The sequence below is a fragment of the Phyllobacterium sp. CL33Tsu genome, from assembly GCF_900113985.1.
GTDB classification, from domain to species: domain Bacteria; phylum Pseudomonadota; class Alphaproteobacteria; order Rhizobiales; family Rhizobiaceae; genus Phyllobacterium; species Phyllobacterium pellucidum.
The window spans coordinates 81,690-104,017 of record NZ_FORJ01000001.1 but is presented as its reverse complement, the minus strand read 5'-3'; the positions used below and the strand labels follow the sequence as shown (position 1 = coordinate 104,017).

Below are 22,328 nucleotides of genomic sequence, written 5' to 3'. Positions count from 1 at the left end.
TCCGATCATTCGTTGACGATTTTCGCCTTGCTGCGCAGTTCTTCGATGTATTTCTTATCGACGGCTTCGGCGGTTGCATCCTTCTTGCCGTCGCCCGTGGCCGCAGCGTCCTCCTGCGAGAACACCATGCGGGCAACGCGGTCGTCCGACACCTGGCGCGAGGCGCAGACACCAAGGAATTCAACTCCCTTGCCAGTATCGAGTGTCGTTGTCGCCTGGCCGACCGGCGTCGAGATGACCTGCTTCGACCATTCCGGCGGCAGTTCCTGTTCGATGAACTTGCCGAGATCAAGCACCGTCACGTCGAGTGTGCCCTTGGCGATCTCACGCGTGTTTTCGCAGCCGTTGAAGCGGGCGCGGAGGGCGTTGGCTTCCGCCCGCCGTTTCGCGAGTATGCCGCGATTATTCGCCGGCACAACAAAGATGACTTGCTGCAACTTGTACTCGGTAGAGACCGGTTTCTTGCCGCCATCCTTCAACATGCGTTGGACGGCTTCCTGCTCCGATACGCGAACGCCGCCCTGGGATTTGTTGCGCGTGGAAAGCGCGCGGCCCCAGCTCATTTGAATGCGGATATATTCCTTGAAGTGAGTGGAAGTGACGCCAGACTTATCGAGAATAGTATTGAGCTGATCGAGCGACATCTTGTTGTTGGTGGCAAACCGCGCATAGGCGTCGTTGACTTCACCGTCCGAAACGAGAAGATTGAGCCGCTTCAGTTCCTGGCGCTTGAGCGCTTCGGTCGTCAATTCGTCCCGGGCTTCCTGGTTGAGGTTGCCCTTTTTCTTCTGCAGTTTGAGGAATGCGGCCCGCTTGGTGATGTCGTAATCGGTGATCGGATTACCGTTGACGATGACCTTGACCTCGCTCGCCGCGGCAGGCAGGGCCATTCCGCCCAGGAGCGTAGAGGTTAAAGCGGTAGCAATAAGTGCTACAAGTAGATGTTTCCTCGCCATCATGTTCCACTATATCCGATCATAGGCCATTCTTGACGAATGGATGGTAGTCTTATGGGTTCTCGTGACACTCTATTGTCGCTCTAGTAAGGCAAAAGCATGACTTGCTGCAAGTACAGCCTGTCATGCGAGCGATCAGATACCGCCGATATCAACCGGCTTGCCGAATTCCCACAACGTCCGGAACGAAATATTGAAGCCGAACTTCGTCGTTTCGTCGCCCTTATCACCCGTCGAGGTGATGGGTTGTTCCTGCTGGTAGTACATCATGTAGGTGAAGCATTCGTCGTCATAGGCGAGGGCCGCCGTACGCTTGACCAGCGCTTCATGGAAGATGTCGTACGTGCCGGATCCGAGAACCCGCCAGTTCGGTGTCATCTTCAACGATCCACCGACCGTTGCCTCATGCCTGTCGTCAGAGAAGCCATAGGTCGGCTGCGCGTCGATGAAAGCATATTTGACGAAGAGCGTGCCGTATTTGCCCGTTTCGGTGCTGGCAACTTCGGCGCGCCGGACTGCAAACGAGTCCTTGTCGAAACGGCCGCCGGTTGTCAACGTGAAGCCACCGCGATTGGCGCCGATCATTGCCACATAGTCGGATCGCGCCGAATCAAGCCCGGATTCGGCACCAGCATTGACGAAATCGGGCCCGGCAAAGGAATTCAGGCCACCAAGCTGGAAGGATTGGCCGGCGATACCGTTGAGCGACCAGCCATTGTTGAACGTGCCGGAATAACGGAAACCGAGATTGGCGCGCGTGCCGCCTTCAATGCGGTCATAACCGGAATATTTGTCGCGGTCGAAAAGGCTGGAGGCGTCGAAGACGAAGCTCTGCGCGTCTTCGTTCGGCATGTCGCCATTATAGGGCTCGTCGTTGCGCACGAAGAGCTGCGCAGTGGGCTCGAGAATATGCGTCGAACTCGTCGTGGAGAAGAGTATCGGCCATTTGGTTTCCATGCCGGCTGTCGCCATGCCCCGGAAGGCCTCGGATCGGGTCACGCCGATCGAGTCGGAATCGACGTACATGCCATCAGCGCGCAAAGCGAGAATTGGGGTGATCACCAAGCCGTTATCGGCGATGAATGTGCGTTTCCATTCAGCTTCGCCAGTAATGCGGCCGTCATTGCCCTCGATACCCGAGAGATAACCGGCACGGTTCAAGCCGATGGGCGTCGTGCCGTCCTCTTCATCGCGATGCAGATTCTGCAAATTCACGTCGAAACTAAGTTCGCCGCCGGCCACTGATTGTGGCAGGTAATAGGCATAGTCGACGACTGGCAGGACGTATGGCTGCTTCGGCTGCGAGGAACCATTCGGCGTTCCGTCGGGGTTCTGATCCGGAATGCTTTCCTGGACGTGGAAGCGATAGAGCCGCGCATCAAAATAGTTACGATCGTTAAGTCCAGTCAGATAAATCTGGTCGGTGATGTTGTAACCCGAATAGCCTTCGATGCCATAGCGGTACGCGAACGACTTGTCCGACTGGGCCATGAGATTCCAGCCGTAGGACCAGCGTGGATTGATCTGGAACGCGCCCGTCGACCCGATCATGCCGCGATTCGTTTTTTGATCTTCGGGCTCGCTGTCGGAGAATGTACCTGGATCCTGCTGGCTGATGCCGGCGAGCCTTAACGTATAGGCGCCGTTGGCCAGCCTGTGCCGCCACTCAACATCGCCCAGAAAGCCCTGCTTGGTATAGTAGGTGCCAGTCGTCGTCAGGTCGTAGTTCGGCGCAAGGGCCCAGAAATAGGGAACAGAAATGCCCGAGCCAAGCTCGGTTTCATGCTGGTAACTCGGCATGAGGAAGCCGCTCTTGCGCTTCACGGTCGGGTCGGCAATTTCGAATGATGGCAGATAAGCCAGGGGCATGCCGAACATTTCGAAGCGGCCGCGCTCGAAGCGGATGGTTTTCTTCTTGCCGTTCCATACGATCTTCTGGGCGCGAACCTGCCAGATCGGCGCACGATCGGGCTTGGCGCGGCACGGTTCGCACGCCGTATAGATACCATTGTTGAAGACGGTCAGCTCGCCGCCGATACGTTCGGCGCTCTCTGCCGCAAATCGGGTATTGTCGGCTGCTTCAACGCGCAAGGCATTGACGAAGCCTTCGCGGAAATCGTCGGTGACGTCGAGATTTTCGGCATAGATGCGATTGCCGTCTTTTTCGACGAGTTCGACCTTGCCCATCGCCTTGAGACGCCCAGTCTTCTGGTCATAGGTAACCTGACGCGCAACAAGCCTGTTGCCGTCATAATCGATCTGTACACCGCCGACTGCGGAAATGGTCTTGGCGTTGATGTCATAGACGAGTTCGTCCGATTCCAGCAGAAGCTGGGCATTCGGGTTGGTCTGGACATTTGCGGTAAGCGCATCAGCGCCGCCCATCTGGGCATAGGCTGGGAGTGAAATCCCGCCCGCAAGGCATAGAACCGCCGTCCCGCACGCCAGCCGTGCGAACCACGTCGGCAACACCGAGCGCGTTACATTCAATCCCACTCTAACCATCCTCCTTGTGCAACAGAAAGGAGACCCCAAAAAATGTTGCAATCAGCACGGGTGTCCATGCGGCGACGAAAGGCGGGACGAATCCTGCGTTCCCGAATGCCTTGACCACAACAGTGACGACATAAAGCACGAAGCCTGCGAGGACGCCACCCAGAATCATCGTCCCCGATTGTCCGAAACGAACAAATTTCAACGAAACGGTTGCAGCGATTAAAGTCATCGCCATCAGAAGAGCCGGCAAAGCCAGCAAAGACTGGAAATGCATGTCAAAAGCGTTGGCCGGATAGCCAAATGAGCGGGCTGCGGCAATTTTGTTACGCAGCTCAAAAAAAGGAATGGTCTCGGGCCGAGCGAGGCTTTCTTCAACGAATTCAGGGCGAAGATGCGTCGGGATCCGAACCTCGTCCTGCGCGACAGGGGTCGAGCCGAGGACGAATTTGGTAACGTCGGCGAGCTTCCAGTAGCCCTCTTCAAGGTCGGCTACCTTGGCGTCGAGCCGCTCGAGAATGTCCTGATTCTTGTCGAGCCTGATGAAGGTCGCATCGACCAGGCGCAACCCACGATTGACCACTGACTTTGCACCGATAATGGTCTCGCCATCTTCGGTCTTTTGCCGCAGCCAGGGCACCCGATCGGCCTGCACGTCATTGGCCTTGCCGGCACGCCAGTTTGCCGTGATCTGCTCGCTGCGGTCGAAGCCCCAGGCGGCGAGGGGGTTGACGACCAAAATAGCGACGAGGCCGAACAGGAGTGCGCCGGTGCAGGCGGGCAGGAGGAACTGCCAGGCGGAAACGCCGACCGAACGCGCGACGACCAACTCATATTTGCGATTGAGCGAAATCAGCGTCGCCATTGCCGAGAACAAGGCGAGGAAGGGAAACACCTGCTGCATGATGTAGGGAACGCGCATCACCGAAAGGCCAAAGGCCTGGATTGCCGAATAGTCGGGGAGCGAAGAGAGCTTTCCCGAGAGTTCGGTGAAGTCGAGAATCAGCGCCAGTGCGAAGCTGCCGAAGAGGAAATACATCGTGATCTGCACATAGCGCAGGAAGAAGTAGCGCCCGAGGGTCCAGCCGATCATGAGCGTCCTCCGCGTCCGCGACGGAAGAGCCTGGCGCCGGCTCCGGCAAAGGCGGTCTGCGGCGTCGCAAAGGCATCGCGAACCCAGTTGCTCCACTTTACCGGGACGCCAATCTGGCGGTTGGTAACAAGTGCATAGGTCGCCAGCAAGGCCGCGCCGATCGGGAATGCAAAGAGCAGGGGCAATACCGAGGCATTCTTGTCGCTGCTCTGCCCGGCGGAATAGCCGAGCCAGAACACGATCAGGCTAAGCGTGATCGCCGTAAACGATGCCGATACCCGGGCTTCGCGGTGCGAGCGCGAATCCGCCGCGGCTGCGAGCGAGATCAACGCAAAAACAATGGGATACATCCAGTCGGTCAGCCGCTTGTACAGTTCGGACTGGTAGCGCAGCGGGTTCTGCTGGAAATATTTGTCGTTGGGATCCGGGCTCAGCAGATAGGTCAGTGGCCGGTCCTTCGGAAACAGGGTGACATTGTCGTCGTCCGCCGGCAGCATTGCTGCAAGGTCAAGCGCGTAGGTGTTGAACTTGATGATCGAGACATTGCCCGTCTGGACGTCGCGGCGATCGATCTCGCCATCCTTCATGATCAAAAGGTTTTGCTCGCCCGTATCGAATACAAGACCGTCCTTGGCGTAGTAGATGAGGTCGGTCGTCTTGTCGCGCGAATCGGAGACGAAAAGCCCCTTTATCGCGCCGTTTGCGTCGCGGTTTTCGATCTGCAGATAGAGGTCCGTGTCGATCTCCTTGAACGTGCCCTGTTGCACGACGAGGTTGATGACGTCGGAGCGCGCTTCGGCAACCATCTGCCGCATGTTCATCGATGAGTAGGGGACGATGAAATTGTTGATGAGGAAAGACGCTGCCGAAATGACGACCGCAAACAGCAAAACGGGGCGGATGACGGCGGAGCGTGGCGCACCGGCGGCATTGATGACGACGAGTTCCGAATCCTGATTCATGGTCGAGAGCGTCTGCGCCACCGCGATCACGAGTGCGAACGGCATCACGATCGGAAATGCTGCCGGCAGCAGGTTCGAGCTGAATTTCAGGATGTAAAGAAAACTTTGGCCGCTGGTGGTCAGGAAGTTGATGCGGTTCAAAACCTGAACGATCCATGTGATCCCGACCGCCGATAGCAGCACGGAAAAAAACATGACGACGATCCGTCGCAAGATATATATCTCAATCAGGCGCATGTCATGTTTCGCAAAAGAGTACCGCCACTTTGTTCGACCGACCGGCGACAAAACACCGGTTGCTTAATCCATGCCATGAACTCCATGGCATTATTTTTGCCGCACTATGGGACGAACCCGTTACATGTTCAATAAACCCGACATATGTTCACTCTAGTCAGGCTTGGCTAAAAATAGGCGAAGAAAGCTGGTTAACAAGGTGTTAGTCAAGGTTCTTCGCAACCATCCCTTCTTTCACCGCTCTGGTGAATAGGAAAATCACGTTTTTGTTCGATCTGGAGATATCATGTCCAAACGCCCATCCATCGGTTTCGCCAAATTTGCAGCCGTCGAAAAAGGTACTGCCATCGTGCTTGTCGCCGCAGAGGGCAAGACCGCTGCAGAGGCCGAATCTATCGTCGGGCAGGCGCTGCTCTCGCGTATCATCGGTGTCTCGGATTTCAAGGGAAAACTCGCTGCAACCGTGTCGACTGTAGCGCCCTCCACCGAACTCGAAAGTCTCGTCCTCGTCGGCACCGGCGACCCGGCCAAGCTCAAGGCGGATGACTGGTTGAAGATCGGCGGCGCGGCGTTCTCCAAATTGGGCAAGTCAAAGGATGTTTCGGTGATCCTGGCTTTGCAGGCCAGCGAAATTTCCGCCGAAAACGCTGCCGAGTTCGCGCTGGGCATGCTGCTGCGCGCCTATACCTTCGACAAATACAAGACGAAGAAGGGCAAGAACGAGGATGAGGCCAAGGAGAGCAAGTCGGCGGCCAGCATCACCATTCATGTTGCCGATCCGCAGGCGGCAAAGAAGGCTTTTTCGGACGTCGAGGCCATCGCTGACGGCGTGACCCTGGCGCGCGACCTTGTGAACGAACCCGCCAACATTCTTGGCCCGGTCGAATTTGCCGAACGTGTCGAGGAGTTGAAGAAGCTCGATGTGAAGGTCGAAATCCTCAGCGAGAAGGACATGAAAAAGCTCGGCATGGGCTCGCTTCTGGGCGTTGCCCAGGGCTCTGTCCGTCCGGCGCGCCTTGCGATCATGGAGTGGCACGGCGGGAAGGGCAAGGACAAGCCGATCGCTTTTGTCGGCAAGGGCGTTACCTTCGATTCCGGCGGCATTTCAATCAAGCCCGCGGCCGGCATGGATGAAATGAAAGGCGACATGGGCGGCGCCGCTGCCGTGACCGGTCTCATGCACGCCCTCGCGTCGCGCAAGGCCAAGGTCAACGCGGTCGGCATCATCGGTCTCGTCGAGAACATGGTGAATGGCGAGGCGCAGCGCCCCGGCGACATCGTCACGTCGATGTCGGGCCAGACGATTGAAGTGCTGAATACCGACGCGGAAGGCCGTCTCGTCCTCGCCGATGCGCTCTATTATTGCAACGACCGGTTCAATCCGAAGTTTATGGTCAACCTTGCAACGTTGACCGGCGCAATCATGGTGGCGCTCGGCGTCTACCGCGCCGGCCTTTTCTCCAACGACGATACGCTTGCCACGCAACTCTTCGATGCAGGCGAGGCGACTGGCGAGAAGCTTTGGCGCATGCCGCTCGGCGATGAATATGACAAGCTGATCGACACCAAGAACGCCGACATGAAGAACATTGGCGGGCGTCACGGCGGTGCGATCATCGCCGCGCAGTTCCTGAAGCGCTTTGTCGGCGATACGCCTTGGGCCCATCTGGACGTTGCCGGCACGGCGATGGGCTCACCGGCAACCGAATACAGCCAGTCCTGGGCCTCGGGCTTCGGCGTTCGGCTCCTCGACCGCCTGGTAAGGGACAATTTCGAAGGCTAGTCTGGTGGACGTCACACTCTACGGTCTCGATGAAAGCGTCTATACGCGGATCGTGCGGCTCGTCCTTCACGCTAAGGGCTTGGCGTTCGATCTGGTCGAGACCGATCCGTTCGAAGGCGGAACAGTGCCGGGGGGTTACGATCTACGCCATCCCTTCAAGCGCATTCCGGCCATCGAGATCGATGGCGTTCGCCTCTATGAGACGGACGCCATAGTCCACTATATCGATGCCATCGTAGAACCATTGAGCCTCACTCCGACGGACGTGGAAATGGCGGCGCGCATGCGCCAGCTGATGCGCATCATCGACAATTACGGCTATCGGCCGCTCGTGTGGGGCATATACGTTCCGCTCTGGTGGCGCGACGGCGAGCAGCCTTCGAGCGAAAGCATTGAAGACGGGCGGCGCGTCCTGCGGGCTCTTGAGGGATCTGTCGCCGCATCGCCCGGTGCCGCGTTTGCCGACCCGACGCTGGCGACGTTTTATCTCGCAAGCGTGCTTGCTGCGGCCGACAGCGTGGCGATCGGCTCGAACCTCATTGACGAACAGCCGCGCTTGCGTGAATGGTGGAACGGTGTTCGAACGTTGCCGATCTTGGCGTCCACGCGTTCGCAACATACGAAATTCTGATCGCCGAGACCCCATGACCGAGATCCTTTTCTACCATCTGACGGAATCGACGCTCGAAAACGCGCTTCCCGGCTTGATCGAGCGATCGGTGGAGCGCAAGTGGAGGGTGGTTATCCAGACAGGGTCGGAAGAGCGCCGCGACAGCCTCGACAACCATTTATGGACTTGGTCAGACGCCTCGTTCCTCGCTCATGCCACCGATCTGGAGCCACACCCGGAAGAACAGCCGATCATCCTGACGACCGGCGACGGCAATCCGAATGGCGCAACGGTGCGCTTCCTTGTCGATGGCGCCGCACCCCGCAACGTGGAGAAATACGACCGGCTGGTGCTCATGTTCGATGGCCACGACCAACAGCAACTCGAACAGGCGCGGGAACAGTGGAAAGCGTTGAAGGCCGAAGGTCACACGCTGACCTACTGGCAGCAGAACGCAGAGGGCCGTTGGGAGAAGAAAGCATGAGCGCTGTCAGATGCGGCTGATTCTGTTTCTCATTCTCCTGGCCGGAATCGCCCTTGGCGTAGCCTATCCCTGGGCGACCACCAATTTTTCCGGTGAAGAGATCGGATCGTGGCGCGTCTACGACCGGCCCGGTCCCTACAAGCCGGTTACGGTCCGCCTCGACGTTAACGATGCGCCGGTGCGCGCTTTTGTCGATATGCAGCCCTTGCGCAATTTTGTGCCGACGCAGGGGCGCACGGCCCTGACGGCAGTGGTGACGCGGAACGGCAAGGACATTCTCGTCAAGACGCTGGATTATCTGAACGGGCGGGTCGGCAACAAGGGCTCGCCGCAGGGCCCTCAGTTCTATCGCGCCAGCATCGGCGATATCGATCCGGTCGAATCGGGCAATTATACCTTCACCATCGGTCCCGGCGATTTTGACGGGCTCGAGGTCGCCGGGGTCGATCTGATCCTGCGCCGCGGTGCAAGGAGCATAGATTGGCGTATCGTTTCGGGCGGCGTTGCCTTGATCGCGATCGGTGTTTTCGGCCTCATCCGGTCGCGCCGCCGCAAATCCGTTGAACAAGTACCGACGCAGCCGAAATGGGGCCGGTGATGGACCGGTCGTTTCCGGTAATTACGACGAAGCGGCTGCGCTTGCGGCAGTTCGAGGCCCCCGACGACCGCGGTCTCCACGCTTGCCTCGGCAATGAACGCCTCATGCGCTACTGGGATTTCGTCGCCTGCGAGGATATCGACGAGACGCGGCGCTGGGTGCGTATTCTTGCGAAGACGACATCGCCCTATGACGCGCTTGCCTGGGCTGTCGCCGATGCCAAAACCGATGAATGCATCGGCATGGTCAATTATCATCATCGCGAAGCGCGCAACCATCGCCTGGAGATCGGCTATATCCTCAACGCAAATTGGCATGGGCGCGGACTGATGCGCGAAGCCGTGCAGGGACTGGTGGCGCACTGCATCGAAAACCTCAAGACAAGGCGGATCGCTGCGATCATTCACCCGGATAATGCCCCTTCGATCCGGCTGGTGACCAAGCTCGGATTTGAATGCGAGGGCGGTCCATTGCGCGACTACTGGCGAACTGGGACCACCTATATGAGCCCGATGCTCTACAGCTTCATCGCCAGCTGACCCTTGCTGGTTGGCCTGATCCGGTAGGCGCAGCGGCGAGCGCCCTTGAGGATGTGCTCGAACCTTTCGACCGTGACATCGGGCCCAAGCGCGGCCTGAAACACCTCGAGCTCCGATCTGCACAGTTTCTGGCAGGCCTTGGCCGCAACACAGATCGGACAGTGATTCTCGATGAGTATCAAATCGCCATTGGGGTCGCGCCTGGCTTCCGCCATGTAGCCCTCCGCCGAGCGGATTTCGGCGAGCTGCTCGACTTTCCCTTCGATAGAGTGAATTGGGTCAAGTGCCGCGCGGTACTGGCTCAACGTCGCCTGCTCGCGGTGCGAGATCAGCCGGTCAAGGCCCGCTTCGCCGAACACGGATGAAACCGAGGCCAAGAGATCGGCGGTAAAACCGGCATGATTGTCGGGGAATTGCGCATTGCCGGCATCGGTCAGGTGCCAGAAGCGCTTGGGCCGTCCGACGCTTTCGCGGCTGTCTTCAAAGGCGACAAGGCCGCCCTCATGCAATCGCCCAAGCATTTGACGGACAGCGACGGCGGTAATATCCAGTCGGTCGGCGAGGGCGGCGGCGGTCTGCGGACCAGCCACTTTCAGTGAATATAGCATGCGGTTTGTCGTACGGTCCTGCATGGCTTGAGCTTATGGAAAAAAATTAAAAAAGCTATTGCTTGTTTAATTGGACGGAATATAAAAATACAAAACTTATTAAATCAGGAATTGCCATGTCGGAAGTAAAGGAAAATGCCGGCGACGCTGGCTGGTCGGAACTGCTGGATCCGCGCTACTCGGCTGCAACGACGACGCTCTGCCTCGGCGTTGCGCTCTTTGCCTTCAACGGCTTCCTCGTCTCGACATCGCTGCCGACCGCTGTTCGCGAAATCGGCGGTCTGGAACTGATCTCCTGGGCCTTCACGCTTTATCTGGTGCTGTCGATCGTCGGTGGCGCCAGCGGCGCGCTTCTGAAGGGAAGGTTCGGCGCGCGCACGACACTCGTCGGCTCCGGGCTGATTTTTCTGCTCGGCACGCTCATCGCCGCCTTTGCGTCTTCAATGCCGGAGGTGCTCGTGGGCCGCGCCTTGCAGGGACTGGGCGAGGGCATCATCGCCGCCATCTGCTATGCGCTCATTCCCGAACTCTTCCCGTCGCGGCTGGTCGCCAAGGTTTTTGGTGCCGAGGCCCTGGTCTGGGCCACCGCGGCCTTTGGCGGCCCGCTGGCATCCGGGCTTTTGACCGAGCATTTTTCCTGGCGCGCCGCCTTCCTCGTCAATGTTCCGCTGGGGCTGATTTTCATCGCCCTTGTTTTGCGCATCGTGCCGAAATTTTCCGGTGAAGTATCACGCCATTCTGTGCCGATCTTTCGCCTCGCGGCGATCGGTACTGGTATCATGCTCGTTGCTCTTGCCGGCATCGCCAACAATCTCGGGCTTGAGGTCGTGTTCGTTGCAGCGGCCGGCCTGGTGCTCGTCTGCGTTATCATCCTCGACCGCCGCAGCCACACGCCGCTCTTTCCTTCGGACGCCTTTGCTTTGAATTCGACGGTCGGTATCGGCCTCTGGGTCGTCCTGCTGATGCCGGTGGCACAGGCATCGACATCCGTCTACCTGGTGATGACTCTGCAGGACCTCTGGTCCTACGGTCCGACCAAGGCAGGTGCCTTCAGCGCGACCTTTGCCATCGCCTGGAGCACCTGCGCTATCCTCGTGGCCAATATTCAGAGTCCGTCTCGCCGCGCCTTCTTGATCCGGCTTGGGCCGGCCCTGCTGGTTGCTGGCCTCGCCGTCATCGTCGTCGGCTTCTCGCTGGATCTTCCGCTCGTCGTGATGCTCGGCCAGATCAGCATTGGCACCGGCTTTGGCGTAAGCTGGGGCTTTCTGAGCCAGAACGTCATGGAGGCTGCCCGCAGCGGTGAGCGTGACCGCGCCTCGGCGCTGCTGCCGACCTTGCAATCGGCGGGCTATGCGATCGGCGCAGCAGTGGCGGGTCTTACCGCCAATGCCGCCGGTTACCCCGAGGCGACGACGCCCGATGGCCTACGCGATGCAACGATTACCATATTCACGGTTTCGGCGATCATTGGCCTCGGCGCAATGATCGCGGGCTTTGCCCTGCCGCTTCGCAAGAAGAATCCGCTGGCGATCGAATTGCACAAGCCGCTATAGATAGCGCATGGCGAATGAAGACGATTTGAAAGCCGATCCGGCGATTGTCGGGATTTGGGCGAAAGGATGGGCGCTGACACGGCAGGTGGCGGCGCCCGTTTTCGAGCATGGCGCTTACCGCATCGAGGTCGGCTTGCCTGACCAGAAGCGGCGGCACTTGTTTCCGGCATATTCCGACCATGTCCTGGAGCACGCTGAAGCCATCCGCGAGCCTTTCGTCTTCCTGAAAGTTTGCGCGCCTGCGCAAACGGTCGGGTTAAATCTGCCGCGCCGATGGCACATCGGGCCGCCGGGATACATGATGCTGCTTTCCGGAGAAATGTTCGGGCAAGATGCGTCGCTGCCGGACGGCTATTCCTTTTCCCGCGAGGAGCTTGGCGCGGGTGTAACGCTTCTCAATATTCTGGACGGTGGCGGTGAGATCGCTGCGACCGGGCGCATCGCATTTCCCGGCGAACTCGCCGTTTATGACCGCATCCGCACGCATGAAAACCACCGCCGCCGCGGGCTCGGCCGTGCGCTCATGAAGCAGCTGGAGCGTCTTTCGCACGAGAACGGCATTCGCCATGCCGCCCTTGTCGCAACGCCGGATGGACGTGCGCTCTATCAGACCTTAGGCTGGCAATTGCACTCGCCCTATACGACCGTGCTGATCCCGCCCGAAGCTTAGGCACAGTTTACTGCGCCAGTTCCGCCATCGCTTCCTCATATTCGCCCGATAGCGTCAGCCATTCCTCTTCGGCGCGGGCGAGCGAAGTCTTGGCATAGCCGATCTCCTTGCCGATCTGCGTCGCCTTGGCAGGTTCGCGCGAATAGATGACCGGATCGGCGAGCTGCGCCTGCAACGTGTCGATCTTCTTCTGGAAGCGCTGAACCTGCGCCTCCGCCTCATGAATCTTCTTCTGCAGGGGCTTCAACGCTTCGCGCCGCTGCGCCGCCAGCTTGCGTTGCTCGGCCTTGGTCAGCTTCTGCCCTTCATCGACGGTCGCCTTGCCGCTACCGGAGCGTTCCGCCTTTGCATCGGCAAGCACGAGTGCGCGATAAGCGTCGAGATCGCCATCATAGGGCGCAACCCCGCCGTCACGAACGAGCCACAGCCTGTCCATCGTCGCCTCGATCAGGTGGCGGTCGTGGGCGATGAGGATGACCGCGCCGTTGAAATCGTTGAGCGCATACATCAGCGCCTCGCGGCTATCGATGTCCAGATGGTTGGTCGGCTCGTCGAGGATGAGCAGGTTTGGACCGTGGAAGGTCGCAAGGCCCATCAGGAGGCGCGCCTTCTCGCCGCCGGAAAGGTCCTTTGCCGCCGTGTTCATCTTGACCGTCGCAAGACCCATCTGCGCGACGCGCGCGCGTACCTTCGCTTCGGGCGCATCCGGCATCAGTTTGCGCACATGCTCGATCGCATTGTCTTCCGGCACCAGATCATCGAGTTGGTGCTGGGCGAAGAAAGAGATCTTGAGATTGGGCGCAACGGTCATGCGACCGCTCTGCAAGGGCAGGCGACCGCCGATGAGCTTTGCGAGCGTCGACTTGCCGTTGCCGTTCGAACCAAGGAGGGCGATGCGGTCGTCGGCGTCGATGCGCAGATTGAGGTGCCGCAATACAGGCTTGCCCGGCGTGTAGCCGACTTCGCCGTTCTCGATGGCGATGATCGGCGATGCCACGACCTTTTCGGGCTCGGGAAAATGGAACGGCCGGACATGATCCTCGATGACGGCGGCGATGGGCTTCAGCTTTTGCAACGCCTTCAGGCGCGATTGGGCCTGCTTTGCCTTGGATGCCTTGGCCCGGAAGCGCTCGACAAAGGATTCCATGTGCTTGCGCTGGGCTTCCTGCTTGGTGCGCTGCTTTTGCTGCAGCTCCAGCGCTTCACTGCGCAGGCGCTCGAACTGGTCATAATTGCCCTGCCACAGCGTCAGCTTGGTCTGGTCGAGATGGATGATCGCGTTGACCGAGGAATTCAAAAGGTCGCGATCATGGCTGATGAGGATGACCGTATGCGGATAGCGGCGCACATAATCTTCGAGCCACAAGGTGCCTTCTAGGTCGAGATAGTTGGTCGGCTCGTCAAGGAGCAGAAGATCGGGTTCGGCGAACAGCACTGACGCCAGGGCAACGCGCATGCGCCAGCCGCCCGAAAAAGACGAGGCTGGCCGCTTCTGCGCCTCCGCGTCGAAGCCGAGACCCGAAAGGATCGCGCCGGCGCGCGCTTCCGCCGAATGCGCGTCGATATCGGCAAGCCTTATATGAATATCGGCGATGCGATGCGGGTCCGTTGCGCTCTCGGCTTCCGCCAAGAGGGCGCTGCGCTCAGTATCGGCGGCCAGCACGATCTCGATCAGCGAGTCTTCGGTACCCGGCGCTTCCTGCGCCACCTGGCCGATGCGCACGTTCTTCGGCAGCGAGAAATCGCCCGTCTCGGCGTGAAGCTCGCCGGTGATGACCTTGAACAGTGTCGACTTGCCGGCGCCGTTGCGCCCGACCAGTCCGGCCTTCGTGCCCGAAGGCAGGTTGAGGCTGGCGTGATCGATCAGTAAGCGGCCGGCCATGCGCACGGATATATTGTCGAGAATAAGCATGGCCGCGCTTTTGCACGGGAAATGCCGATTTCGCAAGCCGCTCCTGTTGCAGATATGTTCCGAACGGACCGGAAAATGGCGTCAGCCGTAGGGGCGGCCTTCTTCCGTTCGCTGAAACTGGATCAGATCGAAGGATGGAGCCGTCTTGCCGAGCGCCGTCAGAATGGCATGCGCCTGTCCGCGATGATGCGTCTGGTGGTTGAACAGATGCGCCAGCGCCGGGGCAAGCCTTTGGCTGATCGTGCGCATATCGCTCACGGTAGTATAGGTGAAGCGCCCGCCGATGGCCGCTGCATCCAGGCTGCTGACCCAGTCGATGATGCGGGCATCTTCCTTTACGCGCGCAATCCTGAGATCCTCGAACGTGTCGAAGAGGATCGCATCGAGTGCCTTCGGCGCTTCGCCTTCACCAGTGAACCTGAAAAGCCAGATGCGGTCGGTGACGAGAAGATGGTTGAGCGTCCCATGCATCGACGAAAAGAAAGCGCGCATATCGCGGCAATACTCCTCGTCACCGAGTTCGGCCGCTACCGCGTATAGCCGCTCGTTCGCCCAGCGGTTATAGGCTGCGAACATGCGAAAATGCTGTTCCATGACGTTGACGTTCCGCCGATAAGAGTCAGTCCTGCTGACACATTATCCAAACGATAGCGTCTTTCCACGCGATTTTATTCTGCGCCAAGGATGGGCGCGCCCGAGCATGGCAGGCAGCGATGAGTTTGGCGGCTTTCGTCTTTATCGCGGCGAGCCCTTGGCAAAAGCACTGCCTGCCGCTATAGGGTCGCCACCAATTTCCCTCATGACAAGGTTTACTCCCATGGCGATTGAACGCACTTTCTCGATGATCAAGCCCGACGCGACGCGTCGCAATCTCACCGGTGCCATTATCCAGAAGTTCGAAGAGGCCGGCCTTCGTGTCGTTGCTTCGAAGCGCGTTTGGATGAGCCGCCGCGAAGCCGAAGGCTTCTACGCCGTACACAAGGAGCGCCCGTTCTTTGGCGAGCTCGTCGAGTTCATGTCCTCGGGCCCAACGATCGTTCAGGTTCTCGAAGGCGAGAACGCGATTGCCCGCAACCGTGAAATCATGGGCGCGACCAACCCGGCCAATGCCGACGAAGGCACGATCCGCAAGCTGTTCGCCCTGTCGATCGGCGAGAATTCGGTACACGGCTCGGATGCTCCCGAAACCGCTGCCGAGGAAATCTCCTACTGGTTCTCGGGCACCGAAATAGTCGGTTGATACCTGATAATCGAATTGAAAAAGCCGGGCCAAGTGCCCGGCTTTTTTGTTTCTGAGGTCTATCGCGACAGGCGGGCGACGATCTTGCCGTCCTTGTCGTAGAGAAAGAGCTTTCCCGTAGCGGCCTCGACCGAATAGGTCCGCGCCTCTTCCAGGACAGCAAAGAATTTCTGCTCCTGGTCCATCACGGCAGGCGCACACATCATACGCGTCGCCGCAGCTGGCTTGAAGCTAATCTTCGCCCCGTTGATCGTCGCAGTCGTTGCGAAACGATTGCACCCTCCCGAGCCGCTCGCGGCGCCCGACGGCCCGATGAGCAGCGTCGTCTGCGCATAATCGATGACGCCGCCGCCATTGAGATCTTCCGCAACCCAGTTGATGTCGGTCAATTGCCTGGCGGCTTCCGCACTGCGCGCTGTCAGCGACAGTCCAAGAAGTACGACGGCGGCGATGAAGCCGATGACGAGCGATCCGATTGCTATCCGGTTCATTTGGTTTTCTTCTGCCAGCGCCTTAGCGCTTCCTTGTCCGTTGCCTTGGCTTCCACCCAGCTGTTCTCGCCATCCCTGCCCACGAGATGCTGTTTTTTCCAGAAAGGTGCGGCATTTTTTAGGTAATCCATCAGGAACGACGCGGCTTCGAAAGCCGCCTGCCGATGCGCCGAGGCCGCCACCACGAGGACGATGTTTTCGCCGGGCTTGATGAAGCCATAGCGATGGATGACCGTCAGCCCGTCCAGGCTCCAGCGCGCCAGGGCCTCGTCGGCAATGCGGGTGATCTCGGCTTCGGCCATGCCGGGATAATGCTCGATCTCGAGCGCGGCGAGCGTTCCTGCCTCGTCGCGGCAAAGGCCGCTGAATGTTACGACGGCGCCTATGCCGCGGCGGTTTTCGGTCAGGCGGGCAATCTCGGAGGCTGTATCGAAATCCTCACCCTGAATCCGGACGAGGGGCTTGACCGAACCCATTTCATCCCCCGGTCATCGGCGGGAAGAGGGCGATTTCGCGCGCACCCTGGATCGGCGCGTCGTGCTCGACATGCTCCTGGTCGATAGCGACCCGGATGACCTCGGGATATTCGAATGCCGCCTCATATTCGTCGCCGCGTTGCTTCAGATGCGCGAGAAGGTCGCCCACGGTCACGATCGATGGAGCAAGTTCGAGTTCTTCCTCGCCTTTGCCGATCCGCTCGCGTACCCATGCGAAATAGACGAGCTTGGTCATATCGAAACCTTTCTAATCGACGACGTGTTTCAGGCCGGCGCGGAAATAGTCCCAGCCAGTGTACAGCGTAATGAGCGCGGCAATCCACAATAGAATAATGCCGGTTATAGTCACGATCGGCACGATCTTGTCGCCGGCCGGGCCGGTCAGCAAGAACGCGATTGCGATCATCTGGATCGTCGTCTTCCATTTCGCCAGCCGGCTGACCGGCACGCTGACCTTGAGTTCGGCAAGATATTCACGCAGGCCCGAAACAAGAATTTCCCGGCAAAGGATGATGATGGCCGCCCAAAGGCTCCAGCCTGCTATCGTTCCGTCCGCAGCGAGAAGGAGGAGGACGGCGGAAACCAGCAGTTTATCGGCGATGGGATCGAGCATACGCCCGATCGTAGAAGTCTGTTGCCAGATACGGGCGAGATAACCATCGAAAAAGTCGGTAATGCTGGCGATCAGGAAGATGGCCAGCGCGCCCCACCGCGCAGCGTCGCTCGATTGCAGCCTGCCTTCGAGGAAGAAGCAAATGACGACGAGGGGAACCGCGATGATACGTGCATAGGTTAACAGGTTCGGCAGTGAGTAGGCGTTGTTTCTGGGCATGTTTCCAACCAATCAAATCAGTGCCGATCAAAGTGGCTCGACCGTCAAACGTCAAGCCAATCAATAAGAAGTCAGGCGCATTTATGTCCGAAAATCAGCTATGTACGGAAATGGTCGCGAATTGTAATCGCCATCGCTTCAGATATGCCGTCGACCTTCATCAAATCTTCGACAGCGGCGCGTGAAACTGCCTTTGCCGTGCCGAATTGATGCAGGAGCGCGCGCTTGCGCGACGGACCGATACCGGCGATCTCGTCGAGCGGATTCTTCACCATTTCCTTCTTGCGCTTGGCCCGGTGGGTGCCGATGGCAAAACGGTGTGCCTCGTCGCGCAGGCGCTGCAGGAAATAGAGAACAGGGTCGCGCGGCGGCAACGTGAACGACGGCTTGCCTTCCATGAAGAACCGCTCGCGTCCGGCATCGCGGTCGACGCCCTTGGCAACGCCGATAGCGGTCACCTTGTCAGCGATGCCCATCTCGTTGAGGATGCCGCGCACCGCGCTCATCTGCCCCTGTCCGCCGTCGATCAGGATGATGTCCGGCCAGGCGGGGAAGGCATCGGTATCTTCCTCGAATTCATCGACCTCAAGGTCCTCGGCCGGTGCATCGCGGTTCTCGGGCGTTCCGTGCTCTTTGACCAGCCGGCTGAATCGCCGCTCGATGACTTCGCGCATCATGCCGAAATCATCGCCCGGGGTAATCTCGGTCGAGCGGATATTGAACTTGCGATACTGGTTTTTGACGAAGCCCTGCGGCCCGGCGACGATCATCGCGCCGATCGCGTTGGTTCCCATGATGTGCGAGTTATCGTAGACCTCGATGCGACGGGGCGTCTTTTCCAGTCCGAACGTATCGGCGACGCCCTTGAGCAGGCGCGATTGCGATGAGGTCTCCGCGAGTTGCCGTCCCAGCGCCTCGCGTGCATTGCTCAAGGCGTGTTCGACCAGATCCCTCTTTTCGCCGCGCTGCGGCACGGTGATCGAGACCTTGCGGTCAGATTTTGCGGTGAGGGCAGCGCAGAGCAGTTCCTGGTCTTCTACTGTTTCCGACAGCATGATCAAGGCGGGGCATGGCTTGTCGTCATAGAACTGCGCAAGGAATGCGCCGAGAACCTCTGCGGCGGACAGCGAAGAGTCTGCCTTGGGATAATAGGCGCGATTGCCCCAGTTCTGTCCGGTGCGGAAGAAGAACACCTGAATGCAGGTCACGCCGCCATCCTGGTAGATGGCGAAAACGTCGGCTTCCTCGACGGATTGCGGATTGATGCCGGAATGCGATTGCACATGCGAGAGAGCCGAGAGGCGGTCGCGATAGATGGCGGCGCGTTCGAAGTCGAGTTCGGCCGAAGCCTCGCGCATCGCGTCGGAAAGGTGGGTTTTGACCGCCTGGCTCTTGCCCGAGAGGAACGCCTTCGTTTCGCGCACGAGTTCGTCGTAGTCGCCCTCGCTAACTTCGCCGGTGCACGGGCCCGAGCAGCGCTTGATCTGATAGAGCAGGCACGGCCGGCTGCGGTTCTCGTAAAAGGAATCGGTGCAGGTGCGCAAAAGGAAGGCACGCTGCAACGCATTGATCGTGCGTCCTACCGCCCCCGCCGAAGCGAAGGGGCCAAAATAGTCGCCCTTGCTGGAGCGCGCACCACGATGCTTGAAGATGCCGGGCGCCAGCCATTTTTCGCCGCGCTTCGGGGCGGTGAGCAGGATATAGGGGAAGGACTTGTCGTCGCGCATCAGCACGTTAAAACGCGGCCGTAAGCGCTTGATCAGATTCGCTTCAAGGAGAAGCGCCTCCGTTTCGGTGCGTGTGACGACGAACTCCATTTTGACCGTCTCGCGGATCATCCGGGAGATGCGGTTATTGTGCCCCTGTCCGCGCGCATAGTTGGAAACGCGCTTCTTCAGACTGTGTGCCTTGCCGACATAAAGAACGTCGCCGCTCGCATTGAACATGCGATAGACGCCGGGCTTGTTGGGAAGCCGCTTGACGAGGTCCGCAATCACGTCGGGACCGCTCGAGCCCTCGGAAACGACGCTGGTATCCCATTCGATCGCGCTGATCAGCGCGGCGACGTCGCGGACGGGCTCATTGCTTTCCTCGACAGGCTCGTCTTCCTCGTCGACGCCAAGGATGATGTCGTCATCGTTGGTATTGTCGGCGTGAAGCTCGTTCTTCTGGTTCTGATTGGCCGGGTCGCTCATTCAATAATTCCTGATACATCGGGCGTTTCCCACGCCAGATGCTGTCCGCCGTCAAGGGCGATCATCTGCCCTGTGATCGAGCGGGTCTCCCAGAGGTAGCGGATTGTGTGGCCAAATTCTGACAAATCGGGGCCGCGCTGCAACAGGAGCGCGTGAACCTGCTTGTCGAACGCGGCGGTATCCTGGCGGGAGCTCGGCAGGGTAGGGCCTGGGCCGATGCCGTTGACGCGAATACGCGGCGCCAGCGCCTGCGCCAGCGTTTGCGTCGCGGCCCACAGTGCCGCCTTCGACAATGTGTAGGATGTAAACGTCGGCATGAGCTTCAGGACGCGCTGGTCGATCATGTTGACAATCAGTCCCTCCGCTTCCAGTGAAAGGGCCGCGGCCATGGCGTCGGCGAGCAGCACCGGCGCCTTGACATGCACCGCAAAATGGCTGTCCCAGATCTCGTCATTGCCGAGATCGCCGATGCCGTCCGCGTGAAACACCGAAGCGTTGTTGACGAGGAGTTGCACCGGGCCCAGCGCGGCCCCGACATCGCCGATCAGCCGGCGAACCGCGTCGCTGTCGCTGAGATCGGCTTTCACCACGCAGCCCTTGCCTCCGCGCGCCTCGATTGAGCGAAGCAGGCCGCGCGCTTCATCAAGGCCGTTATGGCCATGAATGGCGACGGCAAAACCATGCGCCGCCAGGTCTTCGACAATCGCCTTGCCGATCCGTTTCGCGCCGCCGGTTACGAGAGCAACGGTTCGGTCAATCTTCAAGGTCCACTCCATCCATGCTGTGATTCAGGTCCGAATATAGGGTTCGGCGACGAAAAGCGCGAGGGTGAAAGGTCAGCAGTGAACAGAAGCAGTGGAACGGTGTTCTTTCGCTACGGCTTGCTCGCCGAAAGTTGCGTTGTTTGACGGGGGCAATGTCTCGCCGTCGATCTGTGCAAATATTAAGTAAATATTAAGTATTCTAATCGGAATTTAACCATTCTACGCGAGATAGTTTTGTTTATTATCAAATGTTTGTGAGCAATTCTTTCACAGCTAGACTGACATACTATTGCGCTTGGCCGCAATGTAGGATGTTGCGTAAAAAGCACATCGCATTTCGGCCACGATCTCGTCGGTTTCTTATCACACTGCCGCGCAAGTGCCGCCACAATGCGGCGCGAATGTCCGCCTCGTTAAGCGGACGCAATCCATGGTTTTCCCCCCGACCAGTGCCCGCTCCGTGTAAAAGAGTTTAAAAAAAGGAGATTGCCATGCGCACTCTTAAAACAACCTTCCTCGCGTCGGCCGCCGTGCTGATGCTTTCCGCTCCCGTATTTGCCGCCGACGCTGTCATGGAACAGCCGCCAGCGCCTGCTCCCGTGGAAGCAGCGCCTGTCGCATCCGACTGGTCAGGCGCTTATCTCGGTGCCTATGGCGGCTACGGCTGGAACAAGCACAAGACCGATGACGGCAAAATCAATGCCGACGGTTTCAAAGGTGGTGCTTATGGTGGTTACAACTTCCAGAACGGCCAGTTCGTATACGGTGGTGAAGCCGATCTCGGCTATTCCGGCGGCGATGAAACCCGCAACGGCATCAAGGCCAAGCAGGGCGTAGAAGGCTCGGTACGTGCCCGTGCCGGTATCGCCCTTGACCCCGTGCTGCTTTATGGCACCGGCGGTCTTGCCGTGACGAACAGCAAGCTTTCGGCCGATACCGGCAGCGATTCCAACACGCTGCTCGGCTGGACGGTCGGCGCAGGCGCCGAAGCCAAGATCACCAACAACATCGTTGGCCGCGTCGAATATCGTTACAACGATTTCGGACGCAAGGACTACGATCTTGGTGGCCTCAGCGACGTTTCGAGCAAGCTGACCACAAACGAAGTCCGCGTTGGCGTTGGTTACAAGTTTTAAGCCAGCCGGATGAAGAAAGGGGTCGGACAGGCAACTGTCCGACCCTTTTTTTGTACTATTTCGGCAGCAGCGCCGCAAGTTCGGGGTGCAACTCCTCGAAGCGCTTCTGCCAGCGCTTCAATTTGGAGCGGCCCTTTTCCCATTTGCCCTCGAAGCGCAGGCTTGCATAGGCGAGGGCCGCTGCGAGCGCGATATGCCCGCCATGGATCTTCTTTCCTAGGCGCGGCGGCGCGGCATTGAGGTGATCGAGCACGCGCACCGCCTTGCCCCATTGGCGATCGAGCCATGGCTGATGAATTTTCTCTTCCGGATGAAACCGTCTTTCATAGACATGTGCGAGCAGTACATCGCAAAGCCCGTCGGCTATCGATTCGAGCTGTTCGGCCTCAAGGCGCTTTTCCGCGTTGCGGGGGAAAAGCTTGTTGCCGGACAGGCGGTTGAGATATTGCGTGATCACCCGGCTGTCGAAAATCGCCTTGCCATCATCGAGGATGAGCGTCGGAATCTTGCCGAGCGGATTGGCGTCGATCAGTTCGGCCGGCTCGGCATTGCTGTCGACGAGTACGCTGTCGATCGGCACGCCGGAATAAAGCGCGGCCATGCGAACCTTGGTGCTATAGGGCGAGGCGGGGGAATAGAGAACTTTCGTCACGATGACGCTCCAGCGTGTTGCGA

23 protein-coding genes are annotated in these 22,328 nt (G+C 59.1%); 9 read left to right on the top strand and 14 right to left on the bottom strand.

Translation table 11 applies throughout. The features are described from left to right. Positions 1-5: 5 nt before the first annotated feature. From BM074_RS00565 to BM074_RS00550, 4 genes are all read right to left on the bottom strand, one after another. On the bottom strand, positions 6-959 hold the full coding sequence (locus BM074_RS00565; RefSeq protein ID WP_091919060.1) for a peptidylprolyl isomerase: 954 nt from the start codon (positions 957-959) through the stop codon (positions 6-8). Positions 960-1,091: 132 nt separating this feature from the next. Continuing rightward, on the bottom strand, positions 1,092-3,452 hold the full coding sequence (locus BM074_RS00560; protein WP_091919059.1) for an LPS-assembly protein LptD: 2,361 nt from the start codon (positions 3,450-3,452) through the stop codon (positions 1,092-1,094). Position 3,453: 1 nt separating this feature from the next. Then, positions 3,454-4,542: an LPS export ABC transporter permease LptG gene (lptG, locus tag BM074_RS00555; RefSeq protein ID WP_027229793.1), complete on the bottom strand. Its 1,089-nt coding sequence runs from the start codon at positions 4,540-4,542 to the stop codon at positions 3,454-3,456. Further along, entirely contained in the window at positions 4,539-5,741 is a 1,203-nt protein-coding gene (locus BM074_RS00550; protein ID WP_036813177.1) for an LptF/LptG family permease, read from the bottom strand. The genes lptG and BM074_RS00550 overlap by 4 nt, the downstream gene beginning before the upstream one ends. Positions 5,742-6,027: 286 nt before the next feature. Between BM074_RS00550 and BM074_RS00545 the strand changes: the two genes are divergently transcribed. The 5 genes from BM074_RS00545 to BM074_RS00525 are packed head-to-tail and all read left to right on the top strand — an operon-like array spanning position 6,028 to position 9,755. Then, entirely contained in the window at positions 6,028-7,524 is a 1,497-nt protein-coding gene (locus tag BM074_RS00545) for a leucyl aminopeptidase (RefSeq protein ID WP_091919057.1), read from the top strand. 4 nt (positions 7,525-7,528) lie between these two features. Beyond that, entirely contained in the window at positions 7,529-8,155 is a 627-nt protein-coding gene (locus BM074_RS00540; protein ID WP_051614483.1) for a glutathione S-transferase family protein, read from the top strand. Positions 8,156-8,168: 13 nt separating this feature from the next. Beyond that, positions 8,169-8,618 carry a DNA polymerase III subunit chi gene (locus tag BM074_RS00535; RefSeq protein ID WP_027229791.1) on the top strand — a complete coding sequence of 150 codons (450 nt, stop codon included), beginning with the start codon at positions 8,169-8,171 and terminating at the stop codon, positions 8,616-8,618. Between the two features lie 10 nt (positions 8,619-8,628). After that, positions 8,629-9,216: a hypothetical protein gene (locus BM074_RS00530; protein WP_027229790.1), complete on the top strand. Its 588-nt coding sequence runs from the start codon at positions 8,629-8,631 to the stop codon at positions 9,214-9,216. Continuing rightward, a complete protein-coding gene (locus BM074_RS00525) occupies positions 9,216-9,755 on the top strand; it encodes a GNAT family N-acetyltransferase (protein ID WP_175498846.1) in 540 nt (179 codons plus the stop codon). The genes BM074_RS00530 and BM074_RS00525 overlap by 1 nt, the downstream gene beginning before the upstream one ends. Here the strand turns inward: BM074_RS00525 and BM074_RS00520 are convergent. Next, complete coding sequence (locus BM074_RS00520; protein WP_234576077.1) at positions 9,734-10,363, bottom strand: helix-turn-helix transcriptional regulator; 630 nt, start codon at positions 10,361-10,363, stop codon at positions 9,734-9,736. The two genes, BM074_RS00525 and BM074_RS00520, sit on opposite strands and share 22 nt — an antisense overlap. Before the next feature lie 116 nt (positions 10,364-10,479). Here BM074_RS00520 and BM074_RS00515 point away from each other — a divergent pair, with 116 nt between their 5' ends. After that, positions 10,480-11,916 carry an MFS transporter gene (locus BM074_RS00515; protein WP_091919053.1) on the top strand — a complete coding sequence of 479 codons (1,437 nt, stop codon included), beginning with the start codon at positions 10,480-10,482 and terminating at the stop codon, positions 11,914-11,916. A 7-nt stretch (positions 11,917-11,923) separates the two neighbouring features. Beyond that, entirely contained in the window at positions 11,924-12,586 is a 663-nt protein-coding gene (locus tag BM074_RS00510) for a GNAT family N-acetyltransferase (protein ID WP_091919051.1), read from the top strand. Between the two features lie 7 nt (positions 12,587-12,593). Here BM074_RS00510 and BM074_RS00505 read toward each other — a convergent pair whose 3' ends face one another. After that, a complete protein-coding gene (locus BM074_RS00505; protein ID WP_091919050.1) occupies positions 12,594-14,498 on the bottom strand; it encodes an ABC-F family ATP-binding cassette domain-containing protein in 1,905 nt (634 codons plus the stop codon). An 81-nt stretch (positions 14,499-14,579) separates the two neighbouring features. Next, a complete protein-coding gene (locus tag BM074_RS00500; protein ID WP_091919047.1) occupies positions 14,580-15,092 on the bottom strand; it encodes a DinB family protein in 513 nt (170 codons plus the stop codon). Between the two features lie 223 nt (positions 15,093-15,315). Here BM074_RS00500 and ndk point away from each other — a divergent pair, with 223 nt between their 5' ends. Further along, entirely contained in the window at positions 15,316-15,738 is a 423-nt protein-coding gene (gene ndk, locus BM074_RS00495) for a nucleoside-diphosphate kinase (protein ID WP_027229784.1), read from the top strand. 59 nt (positions 15,739-15,797) lie between these two features. Here the strand turns inward: ndk and BM074_RS00490 are convergent, their stop codons facing one another. The 6 genes from BM074_RS00490 to BM074_RS00465 form a co-directional block, all read right to left on the bottom strand. Next, the gene (locus BM074_RS00490) at positions 15,798-16,229 is read right to left on the bottom strand and encodes an META domain-containing protein (protein WP_091919046.1); all 432 of its coding nucleotides are present in this window, start codon (positions 16,227-16,229) and stop codon (positions 15,798-15,800) included. Then, positions 16,226-16,705, bottom strand: coding sequence for a molybdenum cofactor biosynthesis protein MoaE (locus BM074_RS00485; protein WP_091919044.1), 480 nt, complete (start codon positions 16,703-16,705; stop codon positions 16,226-16,228). The genes BM074_RS00490 and BM074_RS00485 overlap by 4 nt, the downstream gene beginning before the upstream one ends. A 1-nt stretch (position 16,706) precedes the next feature. Beyond that, positions 16,707-16,961, bottom strand: a complete 255-nt coding sequence (moaD, locus tag BM074_RS00480) for a molybdopterin converting factor subunit 1 (protein ID WP_027229782.1) — start codon at positions 16,959-16,961, stop codon at positions 16,707-16,709. A 12-nt stretch (positions 16,962-16,973) separates the two neighbouring features. After that, complete coding sequence (pgsA, locus tag BM074_RS00475) at positions 16,974-17,558, bottom strand: CDP-diacylglycerol--glycerol-3-phosphate 3-phosphatidyltransferase (RefSeq protein WP_027229781.1); 585 nt, start codon at positions 17,556-17,558, stop codon at positions 16,974-16,976. A gap of 98 nt (positions 17,559-17,656) precedes the next feature. Continuing rightward, entirely contained in the window at positions 17,657-19,687 is a 2,031-nt protein-coding gene (uvrC, locus tag BM074_RS00470) for an excinuclease ABC subunit UvrC (protein ID WP_348271656.1), read from the bottom strand. A gap of 62 nt (positions 19,688-19,749) precedes the next feature. Next, on the bottom strand, positions 19,750-20,529 hold the full coding sequence (locus BM074_RS00465; protein WP_091919042.1) for an SDR family oxidoreductase: 780 nt from the start codon (positions 20,527-20,529) through the stop codon (positions 19,750-19,752). A gap of 479 nt (positions 20,530-21,008) precedes the next feature. On the opposite strand from BM074_RS00465, the gene BM074_RS00460 reads away from it, so the two are divergent. Then, complete coding sequence (locus BM074_RS00460) at positions 21,009-21,653, top strand: outer membrane protein (RefSeq protein WP_027229778.1); 645 nt, start codon at positions 21,009-21,011, stop codon at positions 21,651-21,653. A gap of 55 nt (positions 21,654-21,708) precedes the next feature. On the opposite strand, the gene BM074_RS00455 is transcribed toward BM074_RS00460, so the two are convergent. Continuing rightward, positions 21,709-22,305, bottom strand: coding sequence for a glutathione S-transferase (locus tag BM074_RS00455; protein ID WP_027229777.1), 597 nt, complete (start codon positions 22,303-22,305; stop codon positions 21,709-21,711). Between the last annotated feature and the right edge of the window lie 23 nt (positions 22,306-22,328).